This is a genomic window from Clostridium lamae (assembly GCF_033043255.1).
Classification (GTDB): domain Bacteria; phylum Bacillota; class Clostridia; order Clostridiales; family Clostridiaceae; genus Clostridium; species Clostridium lamae.
Window position 1 is genome coordinate 38,458 of the sequence record NZ_JASCQJ010000011.1, and the last position, 24,835, is coordinate 63,292.

At 27.6% G+C, this 24,835-nt stretch carries 20 protein-coding genes; 11 read left to right on the top strand and 9 right to left on the bottom strand.

Going from position 1 to position 24,835, the window contains the following annotated elements; all coding sequences use genetic code 11:
• Positions 1–25 precede the first annotated feature (25 nt).
• Complete coding sequence (locus QK892_RS07600) at positions 26–478, top strand: methylglyoxal synthase (protein WP_317272943.1); 453 nt, start codon at positions 26–28, stop codon at positions 476–478.
• A gap of 67 nt (positions 479–545) precedes the next feature.
• Here the strand turns inward: QK892_RS07600 and QK892_RS07605 are convergent, their stop codons facing one another.
• From QK892_RS07605 to QK892_RS07630, 6 genes are all read right to left on the bottom strand, one after another.
• Complete coding sequence (locus QK892_RS07605) at positions 546–1,802, bottom strand: MFS transporter (protein ID WP_317272944.1); 1,257 nt, start codon at positions 1,800–1,802, stop codon at positions 546–548.
• 54 nt (positions 1,803–1,856) lie between these two features.
• Positions 1,857–3,161, bottom strand: a complete 1,305-nt coding sequence (locus QK892_RS07610) for an alkaline phosphatase family protein (RefSeq protein WP_317272945.1) — start codon at positions 3,159–3,161, stop codon at positions 1,857–1,859.
• 259 nt (positions 3,162–3,420) lie between these two features.
• Positions 3,421–5,160, bottom strand: a complete 1,740-nt coding sequence (locus tag QK892_RS07615; RefSeq protein WP_317272946.1) for a methyl-accepting chemotaxis protein — start codon at positions 5,158–5,160, stop codon at positions 3,421–3,423.
• A 194-nt stretch (positions 5,161–5,354) separates the two neighbouring features.
• On the bottom strand, positions 5,355–7,118 hold the full coding sequence (locus QK892_RS07620) for a methyl-accepting chemotaxis protein (protein ID WP_317272947.1): 1,764 nt from the start codon (positions 7,116–7,118) through the stop codon (positions 5,355–5,357).
• A gap of 126 nt (positions 7,119–7,244) precedes the next feature.
• On the bottom strand, positions 7,245–7,409 hold the full coding sequence (locus QK892_RS07625; protein ID WP_317272948.1) for a hypothetical protein: 165 nt from the start codon (positions 7,407–7,409) through the stop codon (positions 7,245–7,247).
• 22 nt (positions 7,410–7,431) lie between these two features.
• On the bottom strand, positions 7,432–7,638 hold the full coding sequence (locus tag QK892_RS07630) for a hypothetical protein (protein ID WP_317272949.1): 207 nt from the start codon (positions 7,636–7,638) through the stop codon (positions 7,432–7,434).
• A gap of 318 nt (positions 7,639–7,956) precedes the next feature.
• Between QK892_RS07630 and QK892_RS07635 the strand changes: the two genes are divergently transcribed.
• Positions 7,957–8,895: a type I phosphomannose isomerase catalytic subunit gene (locus QK892_RS07635; protein ID WP_317272950.1), complete on the top strand. Its 939-nt coding sequence runs from the start codon at positions 7,957–7,959 to the stop codon at positions 8,893–8,895.
• A 144-nt stretch (positions 8,896–9,039) separates the two neighbouring features.
• Here QK892_RS07635 and QK892_RS07640 read toward each other — a convergent pair whose 3' ends face one another.
• The gene (locus QK892_RS07640; RefSeq protein WP_317272951.1) at positions 9,040–9,393 is read right to left on the bottom strand and encodes an Ltp family lipoprotein; all 354 of its coding nucleotides are present in this window, start codon (positions 9,391–9,393) and stop codon (positions 9,040–9,042) included.
• A gap of 234 nt (positions 9,394–9,627) precedes the next feature.
• Here QK892_RS07640 and QK892_RS07645 point away from each other — a divergent pair, with 234 nt between their 5' ends.
• The 4 genes from QK892_RS07645 (at position 9,628) to QK892_RS07660 (ending at position 13,958) form a co-directional block, all read left to right on the top strand.
• Positions 9,628–10,338, top strand: a complete 711-nt coding sequence (locus QK892_RS07645) for a GntR family transcriptional regulator (RefSeq protein ID WP_317272952.1) — start codon at positions 9,628–9,630, stop codon at positions 10,336–10,338.
• A gap of 264 nt (positions 10,339–10,602) precedes the next feature.
• Entirely contained in the window at positions 10,603–11,511 is a 909-nt protein-coding gene (locus QK892_RS07650) for an ROK family protein (RefSeq protein ID WP_317272953.1), read from the top strand.
• Between the two features lie 98 nt (positions 11,512–11,609).
• Positions 11,610–12,260 (top strand): SGNH/GDSL hydrolase family protein, encoded by a 651-nt coding sequence (locus QK892_RS07655; RefSeq protein ID WP_317272954.1) that lies wholly within the window; start codon positions 11,610–11,612, stop codon positions 12,258–12,260.
• A 246-nt stretch (positions 12,261–12,506) separates the two neighbouring features.
• On the top strand, positions 12,507–13,958 hold the full coding sequence (locus QK892_RS07660; RefSeq protein WP_317272955.1) for an ABC transporter substrate-binding protein: 1,452 nt from the start codon (positions 12,507–12,509) through the stop codon (positions 13,956–13,958).
• A 52-nt stretch (positions 13,959–14,010) separates the two neighbouring features.
• Here QK892_RS07660 and QK892_RS07665 read toward each other — a convergent pair whose 3' ends face one another.
• Together QK892_RS07665 and QK892_RS07670 are read right to left on the bottom strand one after the other, a co-directional pair.
• Entirely contained in the window at positions 14,011–15,297 is a 1,287-nt protein-coding gene (locus QK892_RS07665; RefSeq protein WP_317272956.1) for a glycoside hydrolase family 125 protein, read from the bottom strand.
• A gap of 38 nt (positions 15,298–15,335) precedes the next feature.
• The gene (locus tag QK892_RS07670; protein ID WP_317272991.1) at positions 15,336–15,938 is read right to left on the bottom strand and encodes a DUF624 domain-containing protein; all 603 of its coding nucleotides are present in this window, start codon (positions 15,936–15,938) and stop codon (positions 15,336–15,338) included.
• Positions 15,939–16,231: 293 nt separating this feature from the next.
• On the opposite strand from QK892_RS07670, the gene QK892_RS07675 reads away from it, so the two are divergent.
• From QK892_RS07675 to QK892_RS07695, 5 genes are all read left to right on the top strand, one after another.
• The gene (locus QK892_RS07675) at positions 16,232–17,962 is read left to right on the top strand and encodes a sensor histidine kinase (protein WP_317272957.1); all 1,731 of its coding nucleotides are present in this window, start codon (positions 16,232–16,234) and stop codon (positions 17,960–17,962) included.
• 3 nt (positions 17,963–17,965) lie between these two features.
• Positions 17,966–19,486, top strand: a complete 1,521-nt coding sequence (locus QK892_RS07680; RefSeq protein WP_317272958.1) for a response regulator — start codon at positions 17,966–17,968, stop codon at positions 19,484–19,486.
• Between the two features lie 154 nt (positions 19,487–19,640).
• The gene (locus QK892_RS07685; RefSeq protein ID WP_317272959.1) at positions 19,641–20,600 is read left to right on the top strand and encodes an ABC transporter permease; all 960 of its coding nucleotides are present in this window, start codon (positions 19,641–19,643) and stop codon (positions 20,598–20,600) included.
• A gap of 19 nt (positions 20,601–20,619) precedes the next feature.
• Positions 20,620–21,582, top strand: coding sequence for a carbohydrate ABC transporter permease (locus QK892_RS07690; RefSeq protein WP_317272960.1), 963 nt, complete (start codon positions 20,620–20,622; stop codon positions 21,580–21,582).
• An 86-nt stretch (positions 21,583–21,668) separates the two neighbouring features.
• Positions 21,669–24,800 carry an alpha-mannosidase gene (locus tag QK892_RS07695; protein WP_317272961.1) on the top strand — a complete coding sequence of 1,044 codons (3,132 nt, stop codon included), beginning with the start codon at positions 21,669–21,671 and terminating at the stop codon, positions 24,798–24,800.
• Positions 24,801–24,835: the final 35 nt, after the last annotated feature.

Below are 24,835 nucleotides of genomic sequence, written 5' to 3' on the forward strand. Positions count from 1 at the left end.
GAAAGTAAGATATGGTGGGAGAATTATGGAAGTTTATACAATGGGAAAAGAGAAGAGAATAGCACTTATTGCTCACGATAATAGGAAGAAAGCCTTAATTAATTGGGCAGAAGAACATAAGGAAGAATTAAATAAACATAAACTTTGTGGTACAGGAACTACAGCAAAACTTATTAATGAAAAAACAGGATTAAATGTAGAAGGCTTTAAAAGTGGACCTATGGGCGGAGATCAACAAATAGGTGCTGCTATAGTTAATGGGGAGATAGATATTATGATTTTCTTTTGGGACCCATTAACATCTCAACCTCACGATCCAGATGTTAAAGCATTATTAAGAATAGCAGTTTTATATGATGTGGCTATTGCTATGAGCAAGTCAACTGCAGATTTTCTTTTATCCTCTATTAATTTTAATGAAGTATATAATAGAAATGCAATAGATTATTATGACCGTATTAGAAAAGATAACTTTTAATAATGTTTAGAGTAGAGTCTTAAATATATAATAAATAGGAGCTGTGGCAACAGCTCCTATTTATTTCCTATTTTTCTGCTTCTAAGTTTTCATCAACTCTTGTTAAGCAGATGAATCCTATAACGAATAAAACTATTAAGCTTAAGATACCATTTCTAGTTTGTCCTGTTATTTGTGTTATTATAGCTACAAGGAATGGTCCAATAATAGCTGCGAATTTCCCAAATATATTATAGAAGCCAAAGAATTCATTGGCATTTTCTTTAGGTACCATTTTACCATAGAAGGCTCTGGAAATTGCTTGAATACCACCTTGAGCTGATCCAACTGCCATAGCTAAAATCCAAAAATCTAATGTAGTTTTTATAAAATATCCATAAATAGAAATGATAGTATACGTAATTACGCCTACATAAAGAAGCTTTTTACCACCAAATTTTTCTGCTAGCCTACCATATAATATTGTAAATGGGAAAGCTACGAATTGAGTTGCTAATAAAATTATAAGTAAAGATATCATTGAAATTCCAAGGTCAGTTCCATAGGAAGTTGCCATACCTATAATTGTATCTACACCATCAATATAGAAGAAATATGCTATTAAGAATAAGAATATATTTCTATGATTTTTAATTGCTTTAAGTGTAGAAAATAATCTTTTAAAGGATTTTCTCACAGGATTTTTTTCAGGTTCAACGTAGTATATTTGATTAACGTTTTTAAGTATTGGTATACTAAATATTAACCACCAAACTGATGTAATTAAAAAGCTTATCTTACATGCAAGAGCAAGGCTAATAGGTAATATTTCTTTTTGACTAAGTAGAACAATTGCTATTGAAATTATAAAAGGAATAGTACTTCCAATATATCCAAGAGCAAATCCATAAGAAGAAACCTTGTCCATTCTTTCTTTAGTAGTTACATCTACTAAGAATGCATCATAGAAAATATTAGTCCCAGAAAAACCAACTAAGGCAAATCCATAACATATTAATAGTAAAATGGGATTATTCTCAGGAACAAATGCAAGTAAAGTTGTAAATAATACTCCAATACTAAAGAAGGATTTAAAAAACTTCTTTTTATTTCCTTTATAATCTGCTATAGTACCAAGGATTGGTGCAAGTAATGATACTATCATAGTAGATAAGGAAATTGTATAGCCCCAAAGGGCTGTAGAGTTAGAGGATGACATTCCTCCAGAGGCTGCTACTGATTTAAAATATATTGGTAATATAGTAGATGTAATTGTCATTGAATATGCTGAGTTAGCCCAATCATAAAATGCCCAGCTTAATTCTTGTTTAGTTAATGATTTCATAAAGTTCCTCCATTTCTTATAAGGTCTTATTTAAAATATATAAATTATGAATAACTATAATTTTAATATTCTATCTTCTGCAACTCCGTCAGTTTTACCCATATTTATACCAAGTATTTTAGCTAGAGTTGGACCATGATTTATTAGTTTACCACCATCAATTTGGATTCCTTCTTTTACACCTTTGCCACAAGCTATAAAGAAGGTATTGTAATTAGTTTTTGATGGATGATATCCATGGGTAGCTTTGGCTCTATGAGATACTTTTCCGACTTCGTGCTTATTAACTTTTTCTATTATATTTCCTAAAGTTTCATCAACAAAATAGAAGTTATTACTAGCTTCAACCATAAAACTACAGTTAGGATCTGCCCCTTCATTTTTAGCTTCTCGTGAGTTTAGTATAAAATCAATTGGTGAATCTTTACTATTTTTTAGTTCTTCTAATAATTTAATAACTTTTTCGGAGGTTTCAATATCATTCTTATCTTTTAAATAAATATAAGAAGAACCATCGCAAGTTTTAGCCACTGCCTTGTAAGATTTAATAATTCCTTTCCCATTAACTTTAAGAAGTCCATTTTCTCTGAATAAAGAATTTAGTCTAATCATATGGCTACAATCTAAAGCACTATGATCTCCTAATGCGACAATAGTACACTCTTCAAATATATTTGCGTCCTTTAAATTTTTAATAATCTCTCCTAATCTTTCATTATGTCTTATTAAAGCATCATTAGCTTCCTTGCTATCATATCCATGATGATGTCTATTAGTATCAACATCAGTGTAATGAATAAGAAGCAAATTAGGCTTATATTTAGTAATAGTATATTTTGCAGATTCATGTACGAAGTTATCTAAGGCAGGTTGAGATAATCCTTTTCTTAAATGTCCAAAACGTTTATTTAAATCTAATTGATATCTAAGACTTCCGGATAAAGCTGACATAACTAATTGGTTCTGCCAAGGTTTCGGTGCAAAGATTTCTGTTAAATTATAATTAATACTACTACGACCTGAAACTGGCCATAATAAAGCCGCGGTAGTCAAGCCTTTTTCAGCTGCTAAATCATATAAGGTATTTGTTTTTATATACTTTCTATACCAGTACCAATTTGGATTTATATCAGAAAACTTATTTAAAGTATTATTTATAACTCCATGATTCTTAGGATACATTCCAGTCATTATTGTAACATGGGCTGGATAAGTCAATGTTGGATAAACACTTTCTACATTTGTTATTAAACTTCCGTTATCTATTAAGTATTTGAAATTATCTAATTTTTTTAATTTATCGATATCTTCAGATGAAACAGCATCAAAAGATATGACTATCAAATATTTTGATTCCATTTATTCTCCAATCTAATTAATGTTAGTAGTTATATAGTAATTATACATAAAAATAAATTAAAATAGAATATAATACCATGCAATATTATTGTAAAAAAGGTTAACAAAACTTAATATATTATTGCCATATAAAATGAAAATTATGAGTGTAAGGATAATGATACTTAAAGATAAACTAAAATAAGGTCAGCGGTTAGCTTCCTAGAGGAAGTAACTTCTGGCCTTATTTTTATTATATGGTTTGAATAGTTTAATTAAGTTATTTCAGCTTAAATTTTGATACTAATTCATAAAGTTCATTTGATAATTCATATTGAAGTAGTGCCGTATCAACCATAGTATCTATTGTTGAAGTAGTATTGTTAATACTATTTTTTACATTAAAGATATTACCAGAAGAATTTTGGGCCATAGAAGCCAAGGATTGTACAGCTTCACTTAATTCAAGCATTGTGGCAGAAATTTCTTCGGACATAGAAGCTAGGTTTTCACTCATTTCTCTAATAAATACTCCATCTCTTTCATATTTATCACCGACATTTATGAAGCCATTAAATTCCTTCATAATTTCATCATCAATAAAATGAAGAAGTTTATTACTGCTTTCTGTAATATTGTTAAATGCTAATTTAACGTCCTTAATTGTATTTTTAACATTTTGAACAGAATTCTTCGATTGCTCAGCAAGAACTCTAACTTCTTCAGCTACTACAGCAAAGCCTTTTCCTTGCTCCCCTGCACGAGCTGCTTCTATAGCTGCATTTAAGGCTAAAAGGTTTGTTTGCTCAGCAATTTCTTCAATAGAATTTGCCATATATACAATTTCATTAACTACGCTAGCTTTTTCAATAGCAATTTTTATTTCATTTTCAAAGTTTCTATAAATATTATTTGTGTTATTAATTACATATTCAGTATTGTTTTTAATATCAGTTGCTCTTTTTTGAATATTTTCTGAATTAATATTACCGTCAGTGGCTTTTTCAGAAAGAACTTCAATACTAGATGCAACTTCTGTTATTGAGGCTGCTAACTCTTCAGTTATTGCACTAGTTTCTTCAACTGCAGAATTAATTTCAGTTGATGATTCGTTAATTTCATCAAATTTCGCAGTAACATCTCCAATAGCAGAACCTAAGTTTTCATTAGAAGAAGTTACTTTTTGACTACTTTCAATAACTGATTTTATAATATTTTTTAGTTGATCTTGAGCTATATTTAATGAAGCAGCAATTTCACCGAATTCATCTCTATTTTTTATTTCTATTTTTTCAGATAAATCATATTGTGATAATCTGATAGATAAAGCTAAGATTTTCTTAAGTGATTTTGTTATACTAGATGTTATTAGAGTAGCAGAAGTTATAGCTATTACTAATGATACTATTAAAATAGTAGTTGTTAATCTAGTGGTAGTATCGTAATTTTCTGCATTCATTTTAAGTGATTCTTCTCCCAAAAGATAATTTGATTTTACAATTTTATTTAACTTGAGATTAAAATCATTTCTTATAGTATCAATTTCATTAAGATAAATTTTTGCTTCATCAATTTTATCATCTTGAATTAATTTTAAAAATTTAGCTGAAGCTTCTTTAAGTTGTTTAAAACTTAAAGATGTTTCATCAAAGTTTTTCTTATCTTCATCTGTGAGGATTGTTTCTCCATACTTAGTAAGTACTTCTTCATTTCTAGTGTCGGTATATTTTATATTTTCAATTAAATCTTTTCTCTCAAGACTATCAGTTACTGTAACTAATAATCTACGTCTAAGATAATTATATGTAGAATTTTCATTAATCTCATTTATATATGAAGTGGTTAGATTATTCTTATGGTAAAGTTCTTCAGAAGCTTTATTAACCTTATTCAGATTATATAGACCTAAAACCCAAATAAATAGTAATAATGCAATTATTATAGAAAAGTTAAGGATAAGTTTAAATGAAATTCTATGAAATAATTTTATTGTAGATTTTTTACGTTTAGCTTTTTTCATAATACCAATCTCCTTATATAAATTTAAATTAATAAAAAAAGGCAACTAGTTTAATTATCGTAAATATATAATGATAATTAAGTAGTTACCTAAAAATATTTAATTTATATTAACTTTTTTGATTTTCTCTGCTTACTATATCAAGTTCCTCCCTATCTAGATTATAATCAAAGGAAGCTCTTTTAGTATTACTTTTACAGTTTAAATTTAGAAACTAATTTAAAAAGGTCTTGTGATAATTGAGATTGTGATTCTGCTGTATTAACCATCATTTTTATAGCATCAGTTGTATCAAGTATACTATTCTTCACATTATCAAGGTTACCAGAAGAACTTTGTGACATAGATGCTAAGGATTGAACTGCATCACTTAATTCAGACATAGTTGCTGAGACTTCCTCAGACATAGATGCAATATTTTCACTCATTTCTTTAATGAATACTCCATCTTTCTCATATTTATCTCCGACATTTAAAAAGCTATTAAACTCTTTCATGATTTCATTATCAATAAATTGAAGTAGATTACTACTACTATGAGTTATATTATTAAATGCGGATTTAACTTCATTTATTGTGGATTTAACCTTTTGAACAGAATCTTTAGATTGCTCAGCTAGAAGTCTAACTTCCTCAGCAACTACTGCAAATCCTTTACCATGTTCACCAGCACGAGCTGCTTCTATAGCTGCATTTAATGCAAGCAAGTTTGTTTGTTCAGCAATTTCTTCAATAGAATTTGCCATACTTACTATTTCATTGACAACTTGTCCCTTTTCTATAGAAGCTTTTATATCTTCCTCAAAGTCTTTATAAATATTATTTGTATTATGTATTACATAATCAGTATTATCTTTAATTTTGGTTGATCTTCTTTGTATCTTTTCTGAGTTCATATTACCATCGGTAGCTTTATCCGAAAGCACATCAAGACTAGAACTAACTTCCACTATAGAAGCAGCTAATTCTTCTGTTATCGCACTAGTTTCTTGAATAGAAGAGCTAATTTCTGATGAGGATTCATTAATTTGATCAAATTGCCAAGTAATTTCTTCAATAGCAGCTGCTAACTCCTGACTAGATGCATTTACTTCATTAGTACTATTTATAACAGAGTTCATTATATCCCTTAAATTTTCTTGGGCTATATTCATAGAAGTTGCAATTTCACCAAATTCATCTTTGTTTTTTATCACTATACTTTGAGATAAATCATATTCTGCTAACCTATTAGATAGATTCATTAAATTCTTTATTGATTTTGTTATTTTAGAGGTTATCATTATAGCTGATGTAAGAGCAAATAATAATGATAGTATTAATACTATACTAGATACTTTAAGTGTATAAGAATATGTAGCTTTATTTTCATTAAGGGAATTATCAGCCCAAGTACTATTTAAATCTACTAGTTTATTCATTTTAGTGGAAAGAAAAGTCCTTATACTATCAAGTTCTTTGATGTAATTTGCTGCTTCATCATTTTTATTATCTTGCACTAAAGATATTATTTTATCAGTAAGCTCTTTAGTAGCCTGTATGTTAATTACTATTTCATCAAACCTTTGCTTATTATCAAAGCCTGATTCCAAATCAGTCTCAAGCTCTATAGTAGAATTATACAAGTCTATTAATTTTAAATTTTTTTCATCATTATATTGGATATTTTCAATTAAATTATTTCTTTCTATAGGATCTTTAGAATTGATTAATATCTTACTGCTAAGATAATTATATGTTGTGTTTTCAGATAATTCAGTTATGTATGAAATTCCAAGGGTATTATTTAAGTATAGATTTTCAGATGCTTTATTAACTTTATTAGTACTATAGATTCCTAAACCCCATGTGAATATTATTAAAGCAATCATTAAAGTGAATATTAATTTAAGTTGAACTGATATTTTATTAAACCTTTTAGTTTTAGTTTTAGTTTTAGTTTTAACTTTCTTAAACATACAAATCTCCTTAATATAAATTTAAATAGATAAAATTAACAAAATGCGAAAAAAGACAACTACTATAATTATCGATAAAGATAAAAATAATTAAGTAGTTGTCTATAAAAATATTTTAATTATTAATTAGTACATTTGCTTACCTTTAATTACTGTTGCAACTTCATCCCTATTTGCATTATTAGTTAATGAAGTAGATGCATTAGCTATATTTGATGGTACAGCTACTGATTTATTTTTCATTGGGATAGTTCCATCAGTTCTTTTCTTTTTATTATTAGATTTAGTCATAATATATCCCTCCTATGTAATTTTAAAAATCATCATCTGAAAAAACGTCAGGTTGTTCAGTATAATCAAACTCCACATTAGAAATATTATTTACAACTATAGGATCTTCCACCGTACTTGGCAATGGGGACGATGGACCTTCTGTTTTACCATGGCTAATTAAAGCATGCTCTTCAGGTATATAATTGGTTCTATAGCCTGGTAAATAATCATTTTTCTTTTTAGTCATATAAATCACTCCTCGTATTAATATTATTTGAGAGAAAGTATTTTTAATTCCTGGTATTATTTTCTAAAAAACACTTAAAATTTAATATAATACTATTAAATACGAAGTAAGAAATATCAAATTAAATCATATAAAAAAAATATACATTTATAAATGTGAATATAAAATACAAAAAATATTAGTATTTTTATATATTATGCCATATAATAAAAATATAAATGTTTAAAAAGATTACATATTTTTAAATATACATTGGGAAATAATTGAAAAAAGATATATAATAAAACAAAAAGTATATATATTTAAAGGAGGGGTGTTATGTATCCAATTAGATTTGAAAACCTATATTATGAAAAAATCTGGGGGGGCAGAGACTTTGAGACTTTTAGAAATAATATGCCTGAAGGAGAAATAGGAGAAAGCTGGGATATAGCTTGTCATCCAAATGGAACAGGAAAAGTTGAAAATGGTCAATTTAAAGGGATTAAATTTGATGAATTAATAAATAAATATGGACATGCTTTAGTTGGTAATAAGGTGAGTTTAGAAAAATTACCTTTACTAATTAAATTAATAAATTCTAAGGAAAAATTATCAGTACAAGTTCACCCAGGAGATGAATATGCTGCAAAGTATGAAGGTGATTATGGTAAAACTGAAGCTTGGTATGTAATAGATGCAAAACCAGGTGCTTCCTTGATAGTTGGAACTAAAGATTGTACTAAAGAAGAGTTTGAAGATGCAATAAAAAATAATAAAGTTGAAGAATTCTTAAATAGAATAGAAGTTAAAAAGGGAGATTGTTTTTTAATAAATAGTGGATTAGTTCATGCTATTTGTGAAGGGGTTATTATTGCAGAAATCCAACAAAATAGTGATGTAACTTATAGAGTATATGATTATGGCAGACCAAGAGAAATTCATGTTGATAAAGCATTAGATGTTATTAACTTTGACCTTCAATGTGAAAATTTAAATGAAAAAGAAGAAGTAAAACATAATGGATATTTACAAAGTATTCTTTGTAAAAATGAGTATTTTGGAATAGAAAAACTTTCTATAACTAATGAATATAGTGATAAAAGTGATGAAGATAAATTTGATATGTATACTTGCGTTGAGGGAGAAGGAATAATCGAAGGAAATAACTTCTTAGAAGATATAAAAATGGGAGATAGTTTATTAATTCCAGCAAGCTTAGGAAAGTATAAAATTAAAGGGGAACTAAAAGTATTAAAGAGTTATCCGATAATTTAATAAAAAAATTCAGAATATTTAAAAGAAAATAAAATTTATAAATAATATAAAAACGGAGCAGGATTACCTAGCTCCGTTTTCAATAGTAAAAAAATAAATATATGTCTATTTATTATAATTTTAAAAACTAGAATATTAGAAGGTTTAATAGTCATTTTCCTCAAGAGCATATACTGCTTCATCATAAGTAAATCCTTCATATATTAACTGGTCAATTATGTCATCACGATATAATGGAGCAAACCTCCAATATGCTTTGGCAGCTTTAGTAGCTTGTTCAAAGGTGTCTTTATTTGGTTCAGAATAGATACTAGCTATATAATTGTTATATTTTTTAATAGATGAAAAAATACCAATAACAATAAATATAACTACAAGCAATAACCACAATTTTTTTAAAATGATCTTTTTATTATTTGTCTCATAATTAGGATTATTTTTTATTCTAGAAGTTATTTTTTTTCTGTCGGCTTTATAGTCAGTCATTTTAGACGTCATATTATTCACCTCCAAATAATATAAAATTTGATTTATAATTGATATACTTTTGTTAATAATATTTTACCATTTGGTAAAAATATTATCAATAATACAATAAAATTGAAATAGAATTTTATAGATTTTTATATTTTTCCGTAAGTTCTAAAGTAGCTATATAGCCACTTTTTTATTGTAGATGTATACTCTATAATATATAATAATTATATCAAGTAAAAGCGAGGGATTGTAAAGATGACCAAGTATGAGGAAATAGCTGCTTCGATAAAACAAAAAATAGCTAATGGAGACTATAAAGCTAATGATCAATTACCCTTTGAAAAGGATTTGTGCGATAAGTTTAATGCTAGTAAAATGACAGTAAAAAAGGCATTGGATTTGTTAGTTGCTGAAGGATTAATAGTGAAAAGAAGGGGAGCAGGGACCTTTGTAAAAGATATATCACAGGATGATATAGTGGATTTATCTATTCAAAATCAATTTGCTGGATTAAGTGCAATAATGAGAGGACATAATATAGAAAGTGAAGTATTGGATTTTAAGATAATAAATTCTGATAAAAAAATATCAGAGAATCTTAAAATCGATGAGGAAGATTTTGTTTGTTTTATACATAGAGTTAGATATGTAGATGGAAAAGCAATTGTAATAGAAAAAACATATATGCCTTTATATCTTTTTCCATCAATAAAAAGAGTAGATGTTGAGGGGTCAATTTATAGTTACATAGAAGAAAAATTAAAATATAAGATACAAAGTTGTCATTCTACAGCAAGAGCTAGTAAATCTGATGATTTAGATAGAAAATATTTGAAGTTGGAATCGGATGAGCCTGTACTAGAAATAGAAAGAGTTGGATACTTAGATAATGGAAAAGTATTTGAATATTCTTTCTCTAGACATAGATATGATAGTCATGAATTTAAAGCTATAATTATTAAATAATTATAGCTTTTTTATTGCAGATAATATTATATATATATGTGGAATATAAAAATATAGACATTTTATGTAAGCATAGATATAATTTAGATATAGTAGATGAGTAGCTATTTGTTCAAAATGAAAAGGATTTAATAATAAAATATGCTTAAAAAATGCATAAATGAAGAGGTTAAAAAATCTGAAAATAAATTAGAGAAATTTTAAAAGTAATTAACACTAAATAGACTATATTAGTCAAAGAAGTATAGAAAAGGGAGAGAAAAAATGGACAGGTATATTGTATTTGATATCGGTGGAAGTAGCGTAAAACATGCTATTATGACTGAAGATGGGAAAATTATAACAAAAGGAAGTTATAAATCAGAAAGAAATAATTTTGAAATTTTTAAAGCTTCAATGATTGCAGAAATTCAAAAGGCTAAGATGGAGTATAATATTGCAGGGGTTGCAATAAGTGCTCCAGGTGGAGTTGATTGTGATACAGGATTAATAGGAGGTGCCAGTGCTCTACCTTGTATACATGGACCAAACTTTAAGAAGATATTTGGAGAGGACTTAGGAATTAAAGTGGAATTGGAAAATGATGCGAATTGCGCAGCTTTAGGTGAAGTATGGCAAGGAAGTGCAAAAGACAATAAGGATGTTCTTTTCGTAGTTTGTGGAACTGGAATTGGTGGAGCTGTAATAAAGGACAAGAAGATCCATAGAGGCAATAATCTTCAAGGTGGAGAATTCGGATATTTTATATTAGACTGTGTAAGAAATGGTGAAGATTCATCTTTTAGAACTTGGAGTGAGGTAGGAGCAACTGGCGGACTATTAAGAATAGTTGCTAAGGCAAAAGGAGTATCAGAAGATGAAATTGATGGTAGAAAGATATTCGAATTAGCTGAAAATGGAGATGAGATTTGCATAAAAGCAATCGATGATTTCTATTTTTATAATGCAATGGGGATATTTAACTTACAATATACTTATGATCCAGAAAAAATAGTAATGGGCGGAGCAATAAGTAGTAGAGAAGATTTTATAGATAAAATAAATGAAAAGTTAGATATAATAATGGGGAAAATTACTAATGCCCAAATAAGACCTTTAATAGAAAAGTGCAAATTTGAAAATGACGCAAATCTTATAGGGGCATTGTTCCACTATTTACAACGAAATAGTTAGACTAAAAAGGCTAGGAGAGTACATGCTATTTTCTTAGCCTCTTAATTATATGATTTTCAATATTAATATACGTGAACTAAAAGAGTAGGAGTGAAATTATGTTACTAGAAAAAAACACTAAATTAGTTATGATAGGAGATTCAATAACCGATTGTGGTAGAAGGCAGCCTATAGGGGAAGGAAGTAATGGAGCAGAAGGATTCGGTTATGTATGTTTTGTTTCAGCTTTATTAAAGAGTTTTTATAATTACAATAACAATAGAGTTATTAATATGGGAGCAAGTGGAGATAGAGTAAGGGAATTAAAGGAGAGATGGGATAGAGATGTACTGGAATTAAACCCAGATTATTTATCTATAATGATAGGTATAAATGATATTTGGAGGCAATTCGAGCATCCTTTAAGAGTTGAAGATCATGTATATATAGATGAATATAGAAACACTTTAGAAGAGTTAATTCAAAAGACATTACCAAGTCTAAAGAAATTAATCTTAATTACACCATTCTTTATTGAAAGCAATAAAGATGATCTAATGAGAATAGAAACAGAGAAATATGGACAGGTAGTTAAAGAGCTAGCAAAAAAATATGATGCAATTTTTGTAGATACACAAAGGGCCTTTGATGAGCTTTTAGAAAATAATTATTCAGCTACATTTGCTTTAGATAGAGTTCATCCAAATGCTACTGGCCATATGGCTATAGCAAGAGCATTTTTAGATGCTATAGGCTTTGAATGGAAGTAAAATATAATTAAAAATAAGATAATGTGGTGTTATTCATTAAACTCAGATTAGAATACTTTTGATAATAAAAAGTCTTATAAAAAATAGACCTTAGTGGAATTTCTCCTGGGTCTATTTTTTATTTATTTTCTATAATTCACCTAGATTTAGTTAATGAAATATGAAATAAGTACACTATAAAAAGATATTGCAAAATATTATAATAATTCTTGTAAACGTTATAAAAATAAGGGGGAAGACAAGATAATGAGAAAAATAAAAAGGATGGTTGCCATTGCAACTTTTGCAATAATGGCAACTTCAGCTATCTTGACGGGATGTGGCAAAGCGACAGAAACTTCTGGATCAAATAATGGAAGTCCAACTACTTTAACATGGTATGCAATTGGAGAAGAACCAAAAGACTTAGATAAGGTATTAGCTGAAGCAAATAAATACTTAGAAGATAAAATAAATGTTAACCTAGATATGAAATTTATAGGTTTTGGTGATTATAATCAAAAAATGTCTGTTGTAATTAATTCAGGTGAAGATTATGATTTAGCCTTTACATCATCATGGGCAGGAGATTATTTAGGAAATTCAAGAAAAGGAGCTTTCTTAGAATTAGATGAATATCTAAATTCTGATGAAGGAAAGGATTTAAAAGAAGCTATTGATCCAAGATTTTGGGAAGGAGCAACTATAGATGGTAAGATTTATGGTGCACCAAATCAAAAAGAGCTAGGAGTGGCACCAATGTGGGTATTTACTAAAGAGTATGTCGATAAATATAAAATACCATATCAAGATATACACAGTTTAGAAGATTTAGAACCATGGCTAAAAATTATAAAGGAAAATGAACCGGATGTAGTTCCTCTATATATTACTAAAGGTTTTTCTTATGGAGTATTCTTTGATTCAATAGTAGATCCAGTTGGTATAGAATCAGATGACACATCTTTAACTATAAAGAATATATTTGAAACACAACAAATGAAAGATAGATTGAATACTTTAAGAAGGTATTATCAAGCTGGATATATAAATGCAGATTCTGCAACTGCTCAAGATGATACATCAGTTAAAAGATTTGTAACAAAAGCAGATGGACAACCATATGCTGATGAACTTTGGTCAAAATCATTAAACTATCCAGTAGTTTCAACACCTATAGTACAGACTTTAATAACAAATGCTTCTACAACAGGATCATTAATTGCAATATCAAGTAATTCTAAGAATAAAGATAAGGCTTTTGAGTTCTTATCATTATTAAATACAGATAAGACTCTAAGAAATATTATAAACTATGGTGTAGAAGGTGTTCATTATGAGAAGGTTTCAGATGACAATATAAAGCTTATTAATCCAGAGCAAAAGAATTATGATGTACCATATTTCTCACTAGGAAACTTATTTATAACTTATAAATTAGAAAGTGAACCAGATACTAAATGGGAAGAATTCAAAGACTTTAATGATGCTTCAAAAATATCACCAGCATTAGGATTTAAATTTGATTCTTCAAGTGTTTCTAATGAAATCGCTGCAATAAATAATGTTATTGAAGAATTTAAATCAGCTATATTTAGTGGATCAGTTGATGTAGATGAGTACTTAGGAAAGCTAAATGCTAAGTTAAAAGAACAAGGTATAGATAAAGTTATAGATGAAATGCAAAAACAAATAGATGAATGGAAAGAGACTAAATAATTTAAAGAATAAATGGAGCTATCGTAAAAGAAGCTCCATTTCTCATTTGAAGTTATTTAATTAATTTTTTATATATGAAATCTGCAAATAATGAATTAGACCAAGCAAACCATTCTCTTGTAAATTCATTAGGATTGTTGCAGTTAAAACCTTCATGCATATAGTAGGTGTCCCCATCACTATTAATTAAAGTTTTCAGTAATTCATCTATTTCTAATTTGTTATTAGATGTTAGACCTTGCATTGAAAGTGAGATATGCCATATATATTGTTCAGGAGTATGGGGACTCCCTATTCCAGAAGCATATTTACCTTCATAATAATAAGGGTTATTTTTACTTAAAATAAATTTACGAGTGTTTTGATAAATTTCATCATCTATTGATTTATATTCAATGTATGGTATTGATAAAAGGCTAGGAACATTAGCATCATCCATTAAATTGTAGTTACCAATCCCATCAGTTTCGTAGGCATAAATTTTACCAAAATCCTTATGGTCTATTACACCAAATTTTGCTATACCTTCGTCTATTTGTGTTTTTAGAGATTTAGCTTTAAGGCTTAAAGAGTAATCATTATATATTTCTTTAGAAATTTCTTCTATATATGTTAAAACAACACTTGCAAACATATTTGATGGTATTAAATATCCATATTTACATGCATCATCACTGGGTCTAAAGCCTGACCAAGTCATACCAGTGAAAGTAACTGGATTTCCCAATCCATTGTTAGGTAATGTATCACTTTCTGGACAGTTCAATCTTTGAAAAGAATAATCAGATTTACCTTCGTGATATTGTTCAGTCTCCCATAAATTTATAATTGTATAAAAAACATCTTTAATATCATCATTAAAAAACCTTATGTCTCCTGTAGTCTTCCAATACTTATAAATCATTCTTACAGGAAAACAAAGAGAATCAATTTCATATTTTCTTTCCCAAACCCAGGGACTATCCTTAGTTATATCATTATCCCATTTTTGGCCATTAGGTTCTTTATTGAAGGCATTAGCATATGGATCTATTTTAATGCACTTAACTTGTCTATAAATTAAGCCAATAAATAAATCCTTAAGTATAGGGTATTTATTAACAAAGGGTAAATAAAGCTCTACCTGTGAAGTTGAATCTCTAAGCCACATTGCAGGAATATCTCCAGTTATAATAAAAGTATCATTTTCCTCATAAAACACAGTTGTATCAATAGTATTTATAAAACAATTTAAAAATAATTTTTTTAGTTTTTCATCTTCAATTGATTTTGAAAGGTCTATTCCTATTTCTTTTAATGTATTTTTGAAAATAGTAAGTTTTTCATTAATATATTCCATTAATAATCCTCCTAAAATATATCGTGTATTTATTAATCCTAAATATTCTGTTCTTTTGATATAATATCTAGTTCATGTAATAGTGATTTATTTACGAATAGTAATGAGAAAGATAGTAGGCTAGAGATAAATAATATTATTGGACCAGGAGCTAATTCAAATAAAATCAGAGAAAAAATAAACAATAATAAATTAGTTATAGATAATATTGGTCTTGTGAAGCATAGAATAAATGCTGTTCTTAAGGTGGCAATAGTTTTCATTTTAAATCTGCTAATAAGTATGTAAATAAATGGGGTAACAGCAGCTAAAATAATTAAAATGGTAGAAAATAAGCAAATTAAGAGTAGGTTATGTTTTATTAAAGAGAAAAATCGTATATTAAAGTAAAGTATAGTTACAAGTGATAGTTCAATGAACCAAGTTAGAAATGATTGTTTGAAATTTAGTTTAATTCCATTTATGAAATCTTTAATGATGTCTAAATCTTTATTTACTATTATTTTATTCATGCAATATAGTAATGCAGTAAATGCTGGCATAGTTGGAAGTAAACAGATTAAAAATAAAGGAAAATATTCAAAAATAGCACTTATGCCGATAAATATAAAGAAGAGAATTAAAGGAAAATTAAAGATCATAAAAAATATATTCAATAAGAAAAACCAGAGAACATAGTTAAATGAATCAAAGATTTTTTCAAAATTAAAGAAATTATTGAACACACAAATCCCTCCGTAAATGTTTACTTGTAATATGTAGTATAGTTTAATAAATTCACAAATTCAATTTGTTATGTAAAAATTCTAGATTTATCTAGAAAAAGTACAATAAAAATATAAATTAGCACTTATGAAAAGCTTTAAATAAGAATATTAATATGATTAAATGTATACATAAAATAAAATTTAAAAATTGATGATAGGGTAGAAATATGGAAATAACAAAATCTACGGTATATAAAAGGTTATTTGCAACTAATATAGTAGTTACTATTTTTTTAATAACAACATTAGATTTTTATTTTGTAAATAAATTTTTAGAGCATAATAGAGAGGTAAAATCCTATATTAATGAAAAAGTAGTTTACGATGTAAATGATGAAATAAATAAGATAAACAATTCTAGTGAGTTAATCATAAAAAATATGTATAGTGATTTAAGTGTTGTGGAAGATATACTTAGATTTATGGAAAGCGATACTATTTCTTATATAAAAGATAAGTTGGACAGGCTATCTGAAGGCTCAAGTAACTACTATAATGGAGCAGAAAGATTTGTGAAAAATTCATTTAACTTAAATTACAATTTAGAGGAAATTTCATTTGTAAGCTATAGTAGAATGGAGAGAAGTTCCTTTAATAGAAAAAATCAAATTAAAGTAACAAGTGCATATAAAGAAGATATTCCTATAGAAGAAAGAGGTAATGGAATTTATTCAGATAAAAATACACTAAGATTTATTAGAGAAGTCAGAGATCCAATAAATTTAAAAAGTGAAGGATTAATAATCCTTACTTATAACTTAAATAATGTAAAAGATATAGTAAAAAAATATGACGGCGAACATCAAGTAATAATATTGGATAATGAAGGATACATTATTTACAACTCTGATGGGGAGTATGATTATGAGAAATATGAATATTATGATGAGATAATAAAGAGTGACGGGGAGGTAAAACTAGATAAGAACTATTATATAAATAAGAGCATGAACTCTTCAGCAATAATTTCTGTAGCTAAGATGGAAAAGAGTGATGTTAATAAAATATCCAAGGGATTAATTAGATCCATATTTTTTGTTGATACTTTAGTTTTATTAATTTCCTTATCTATTTTATATATTAAATTAAAACTATTAAGTGATAGAACAGACAACATATTAGTGGCTATGGAAAAAGTTAAGAATGGTAATTTAGATATAGAAATTCCAATAACATCTGATAATGATGAAATCAATTATATTTCTGAGAATTTCAATTTAATGTGTAAGGACTTAAATGAATATATTAAAAAAATTTATCTAGCAGAAATTGAACAAAAGAAAGCAGAAATGATAGCATTACAAAATCAGATTAATCCTCATTTTCTATACAATACTCTAGAATCGATAAGAATGAAAGCCATTTGTAATGGAGATAGAGAAGTTGGAAATATGCTATATACACTTTCCTTCTTATTTAGAAAGCAAGTAAAAGATAGTAACATAATAACTTTGAAGGATGAACTAGACTATTGTAGTAAGTATATAGAAATATTTAAATTTAGGTACTATGATAATTTTAATTTTGAAATAAATTGTCCAAAGGATGTTGAAAGATATAAAATTGTGAAATTTTCTATTCAACCATTAATTGAAAATTATTTTGTACATGGGATTAGATTTGAAGATAATGATAACTTATTAAAAATAGATGTAACTAAAGAAGAAGATGTTATTTTTATAAAAATAATAGATAACGGTAAAGGTATTTCTAATGAAGATTTAGAGAAAATAAAGGACAAATTATTAAATAATAAACAGGAAGGCAATTCCATAGGAATAGTAAATGTAAATAAAAGAATTGTTAATGAATATGGGGAAGGGTATGGGCTCCAAATAATAAGAAATGAAGACTGTGGAGTAACTTTAATAGTAAAAATATTATGTAAAGAGGTATGAGTTATGTATGATGTTATGTTAGTTGATGACGAAAAATTAATAACACAAGGCCTAATGAATATTATTGATTGGGAAAACCTCGGATTAAAAGTAAGGGAAATAGCGCATAATGGGGAAGAGGCCTTAAATAAATTTAAGGAAAGAGCTGTGGATATTATTGTAACAGATATTAACATGCCCAAATTAACAGGACTAGAATTAATTAATGAAATAAAAAAAATAAATTCAAATACTAGATTTACAATTCTTTCAGGATATGATGAGTTTGCTTATGCAAAAGAGGCAATAAAATACGGTGTTGAAAGTTATATATTAAAGCCTATAAATGAAAAAGAGCTTGAAGAAGTTATGTGTAAGATTGTTAAAGGGCTAGATTCTAAAAAGAAAGAAAAAAATATACTATTAGATAAAAATAGAAAATTAATTCAATATCTAGAAGGAATGTTAGATGAAGATTTTATATATGATATGGAAGATTCTATTTCAATAGATATATACAATAAAGTATATACTGTTGCTAATATAAAAATGTTGAGAAGAGAAAATGAAGAAGAGAGAGTATATATAGAGGACCTAATACAAAGAAATACAGATGATAGATTTGAAATTCTCTATAAATATGATGATCAAGCTATATTAATAAATTCTTGGGATAAAAACATGTCTAGAAAGGATATTATTAATTATTATGAAAGGATCAAAGAGTGTCTTATTAAAGAGTCTAATAAGGGAATCTTTATGGCTGTAGGAAATACTATTTTTGATATAAAAGATATACGAAAAAGCTATAAAGTAGCCAATGAATTAAAAAAATATATATTAACAGAAGGCGTCAATAAATGTGTATATAAAGAAAAGATTAGAGATATAAGAGAAAATAAGAAAAGTTTTAAAGATGAGATAGATTATATCAACAAGTTGATTATAGAAAAAAATAAAAAGGCTTTAGAAAAGTATATATCAGAAATACTAGAAAATAAAAATTTAACTCCTAAAAATATTTATGACTTTTCAATAAAGGTAATAATATTAATAGATTATATATCTGATGAATTTAAAATTGATAAAAAGTATGGGGAAGATAGTCTAAGCAATACTATAATAGAATTGTGTAATGAAAGTACTAGGAAAAATGTTAGTGCATTTATAATTAGGGAAATAGAAGAACTAATTGAGTCAATGTGTGAAAATACAGTAAAATATAGCCCTGTAGTTCAACAAATAGTAAATATAGTTAATGAGAGATATTATGAGGAGCTAAGTTTAAAAACTCTAGCACATCAATTTAATATAAATAGTTCATATTTAGGACAAATCTTTTCAAAGGAAATAGGAATTTCATTTTCAGAATACTTGAATAAGGCTAAAAATATTAAAGCTAAGGAATTGATACTTAATACAAATATGAGGATAAACGATATAGCTAAAGCAGTAGGATATATTGATACTAGTTATTTCTATAGAAAGTTTAAAAAATATTATGGAGTTTGCCCATCAACATTAAGAGAAATGAAAAACTATTAATAGAGGAAGCTGTCTTAAGATAGCTTCTTTTCTTATTAAAATATAGAAACTTTAATTTATTCACTAAATCTAAAGTATTTCAACTTTATGGTAAATGTTATGTATGATATATTTTAATTAGCTAATAAACGTTTACAAAGAAGGGGTTTGAGCGATGGCTAAAGTTAAGAACTTAGATAAAAGGAAAAATAAATCAATATTAAAAAAGTTAAAAGAGAATAGAGAATTTTTGATTTTAACACTACCAGGAGCAGTGTGGTTTCTAATCTTTTCATATTTGCCTATGGTAGGGATAATAATTGCTTTTAAAAATTGGAGAATTAGCGGTGGTTTTATAGAAAGTTTGATAAAGAGTGAATGGGTGGGCTTGAATAATTTTAAATTCCTATTTAATAGTAGTGACGCCTGGCTAATTACCAGAAATACAGTTTTATACAACATTGTATTTATATTTTTAGGTATAGTGCTTCCTGTCACATTAGCTATATTGCTCAAAGAGTTAATAAATAAAAGACTATCTAAGTTTTATCAAAGTTCTATGTTCTTACCTTATTTTTTATCTTGGGTTGTTGTGAGTTACTGTTTATTTGTATTTTTAAGCCCTGAAAAGGGATATATAAATGGAATTATAACAGCTTTAGGTGGAGAAAAAATATCTTGGTACACCGAGTCTAAGTATTGGACTGTAATAATAATATTTATGAGTCAATGGAAGGCAGTTGGATATGGAACAGTTGTATATTTAGCATCTATATGTGGAATAGACAAGTCTTATTATGAGGCAGCAATGATAGATGGAGCAAGTAAATGGCAACAAGTAAAATATATCACTATCCCATTATTAAAGCCTGTTTTAATAATAATGTTTATAACAGCAGTTGGAGGAATGTTTAGAGCTGATTTTGGATTATTCTATCAGCTTCCAAAAAATTCAGGAGCCTTATATTCAGTAACGAATGTTATAGATACCTATGTTTATAGAGGATTAATGAATTTAGGAAACATAGGAATGAGTTCTGCTGCAGCACTTTATCAATCATTTGTAGGGCTCATTTTAATATTAGTTACTAATGGAATTGTTAGAAAAGTAGATAATGAAAATGCATTTTTCTAGAGTAAAGGCGGTGTAGAATATGGCAGATAAATTTAAAAATATTTTTAATAAAACTAGAGGGGAAAAAGAAGTAGAAGAAGGCTCAAATAAATTTAATTCAATATCAAAACCAACAAACACAATTTTAAATATAATGTTTTCAATAATAGCAGCATTATGTATAGTACCATTTATATTTGTTTTAATAATTTCTTTTACTAGTGAGAGGGCATTGCAAACTAATGGATATAGATTTTGGCCAGAAGAGTGGAGTTTAGAGGCTTACAAATATATATTTGAGTCTGGCAGCAATATAATTAGGGCTTATGGAATAACTATTATAGTTACAATTATAGGGACAATACTAGGATTAATAATAATGACAACTTATGCTTATGCATTATCGAGGAAGAATTTTGCATATAGAAAATTCTTTACTAAGCTAATATTTATTCCTATGTTATTTTCAGGTGGTATGGTTTCATCATATTTAGTAGTAACAAGATTTTTAGGACTTAAAAATAATATATTGGCACTTATATTACCTATTTGTGTCAGTTCATTCCACATTATAATCTTGAGAACTTTCTTTAAAACTACAGTGCCTGATGCAATTATAGAATCTGCAAAAATAGATGGAGCTTCAGAATTTTTATTATTTTTAAAAATAGTATTACCAATATCACTACCAGGAATAGCAACTATAGCTCTATTTTTAACATTAGGATTTTGGAATGATTGGTTTAATGCAATGCTTTATATAGATAAGAATAGTTTAATACCATTACAATATTTACTTATAAAGCTAGAAACATCCATGGAGTTTTTAATAAATAACTCCAACACAATAGGTTTAAATGCAACAGAAGCTGTAGCAAAAATGCCAAAGGAAACAGTAAAGATGGCAATAGTAGTTATAACGACTTTACCTATTATTTTTGCTTATCCATTTTTCCAAAAATATTTTGTAAGTGGTTTAACAATTGGAGCGGTAAAAGAATAATTTTAATAAATTAATAGGTTATAAAGTTAATAGAATAGTAATAAAGAGTATAAGTTAAAATATTTAATATTTCTAGGAGAAGAGTTATGTTTTATTTATTAGAAAGAATTGAAAAGACTTGTAATGAAATAGCTAAAAATATATATAGAAGTGAAATAAGCCTTGAAAATTATATGTATATTGATGGAAACTATCATAACATAGATTTAATAAAGTATGCCAAAGAAGATGAGTGGAGAGAATTTAAAAGCGGAGATTTATGGGGTGGAAGAGATTGTCACGGATGGTTTAAATGCTCTATAGAAGTTCCAGAGAACCTCGAGGGAAAGATTGTAGCACTAGATTTTCATACCTTTGATGAGGGATGGGATGCTACAAATCCTCAATTTATCTTATATGTAAATGGAGAAGAAATACAAGGATTAGATATAAATCATAGAGAGGTAATTTTAACTCATAAAGCTATTGCAGGGACGAAATATGATATAGATTTACATGCATACGCAGGAATGTTAGCTGATAAGAAAGCTACATTATATGGCAAATTAGTAGAAATAGATATGGATTCTAGAGAGTTATACTGGAATCTAAAGGTGCCTGTAGATGTATGTAAGGAATTAGATAAAGAAGACAAAAATAGGATAGATATGATAACAGTTTTAAATGAAGCTATAAATTTAGTTGACTTAAGAAGACCAAAATCAAAAGAATATGATGAAAGTGTTAAAGAAGCAAATAAATTCTTAAATGAAAAGTTTTATGGAGAATTATGTGGTCATGAAGATGTAATAGCAACATGTGTTGGACATACTCATATAGATGTAGCTTGGCTTTGGACTGTTGCACAAACAAGAGAAAAAGTAGCTAGAAGTTTTTCAACTGTATTGAAACTAATGGAAGAATATCCAGAGTATATATTTATGTCATCACAACCACAGCTTTATAAGATGCTAAAGGAAGATCATCCTAAAATATATGAAAAGGTAAAGAAAAAAATTGAAGAAGGAGTTTGGGAACCAGAAGGATCTATGTGGCTTGAAGCAGATTGTAATCTCACATCTGGAGAGTCACTAGTAAGGCAAATACTTCATGGAAAAAGATTTTTCAAAGAAGAATTTAATGTAGATAATAAGATTTTATGGTTGCCAGACGTTTTTGGATATTCAGCAGCATTACCTCAAATACTTAAGAAATCAGATATAGATTATTTTATGACAACTAAGATAGCTTGGAATCAATTTAATAAAATTCCCAATGATACATTTATGTGGGAAGGTATAGACGGAAGCGAAGTATTAACACATTTTATAACAACCACAGGACCTGGACAAGATAGAGATTCTCACTTTACAACATATAATGGACATATTCAACCAGATGCAATAATGGGGGCATGGAGAAGATATCAAAATAAAAATATAAATAATGATGTATTAGTTTCCTTTGGATGGGGAGATGGTGGCGGTGGTGCTACTATTGAAATGCTTGAAAATAGTAGAAGATTAGCTAAAGGGATACCAGGCGCACCAAGAGTTAAAATGGGCAAATCTCTTGATTATTTTAAGAGGTTAGAAGAAAAGATTTCAGGTAATAAAGAGTTGAAAAAGTGGGTAGGAGAATTATATCTTGAATACCATAGAGGGACCTATACATCAATGGCAAGAAATAAGAGAGATAATAGAAAATGCGAAAATCTATATACAGCTGCAGAAAAGCTTAATTCTCTATCATTGCTATTAGGTAAGGAATATCCTCAAAATAATATTAATAATTCATGGGAAAAAATATTATTAAACCAATTTCATGATATTATTCCAGGTTCATCTATTAAAGAAGTCTATGATGTTACAGAAGTTGAATATAAAGAGTTATTAGAAAATGCAGATAATCTAATTGAAAATAGTATAGATTCTATAGTTTCAAATATAAATATTACAGAAAGAAGCTTAGTAGTTTTTAACACTTTAGGCTTTGATAGACATGATTTAGTAACCTTTGAAATTTCAAATGATATAAAAAATCCAGCTGTTATCGATGAAAATGATTTAGAGATTGCATGTCAAAAAGTAGAAGGAAATAAAGCCATATTTTTTGCAAAAGATATTCCTGCAAATGGATATAAATCATTTAGGGTTGTAGAAGCTACAAAAGGTATTAATGAGGTAGTTAAGCTTTCTAAAGAAGAAGCAGAAAATAGATTTTTCAAGATTAGCTTTGATAATAAAGGGCAAATCACATCATTTATAAATAAAGAAGTAAATAGAGAAATCTTAAAAGGTGGAGCAGTAGGTAATGAACTACAAGCTTTTGAAGATAAGCCTATGTGCTTTGATAACTGGGATATAGATATATATTATAAAGAGAAAATGTGGAAAATTGATGATGTTCAAAATATGGAAATTATTGAAGAAGGACCTGTAAGAAGTACATTGAAGATAGAAAGAAAGTTCTTAGAATCAAAGATAGTTCAAAAGATTCATATTTATAAGGATATAGAGAGAATAGATTTTGAAACCTATGTAGATTGGAAGGAAAAAGATATACTAGTTAAGGCTGCCTTCCCTGTAGAAATTAATGCTAAAGAAGCCACTTATGAAATTCAATATGGAAATGTAACTAGACCAACACATAATAATACATCTTGGGATGTTGCTGCATTTGAAGTTTGTGGGCATAAATGGACTGATTTATCAGAAGGAGATTTTGGTATTTCTCTATTAAATGATTCTAAGTATGGTCACGATATAAAAAATGGGAATATGAGATTAACATTATTGAAATCATCATGTGATCCGAATCCAGACGCAGATAAGGAAGAACATTTCTTCACATATTCAGTATATCCTCATACTGGAACATGGAAGGAAGCAAAAACAGTTAATCAAGCTTATCAATTAAATACTCCTTTATTTACAAAAATTATTGAAGCTAATGAAGGAATTTTAGAAAGTAAATTAAGCCTAGCTAGTGTAAATAAAGATAATGTTATGATTGAAGTTATAAAGAAAGCAGAGGATAGTAATGATTTAATAATTAGATTATACGAATTCCATAATAAGAGATCAAATGTAAACTTAACATTCTGTAAAGAGATAGAGAAGGCTGTAGAGTGTAATTTATTAGAAAAAGATATAGAAGATATAAATATAAGTGGTAATAGCATCAATTTCACAATTAAGCCTTTTGAAATAAAAACATTTAAAATTAAGCTTAGATAATTCAAATATGTAAGGTAATAATATATCGAGATTTT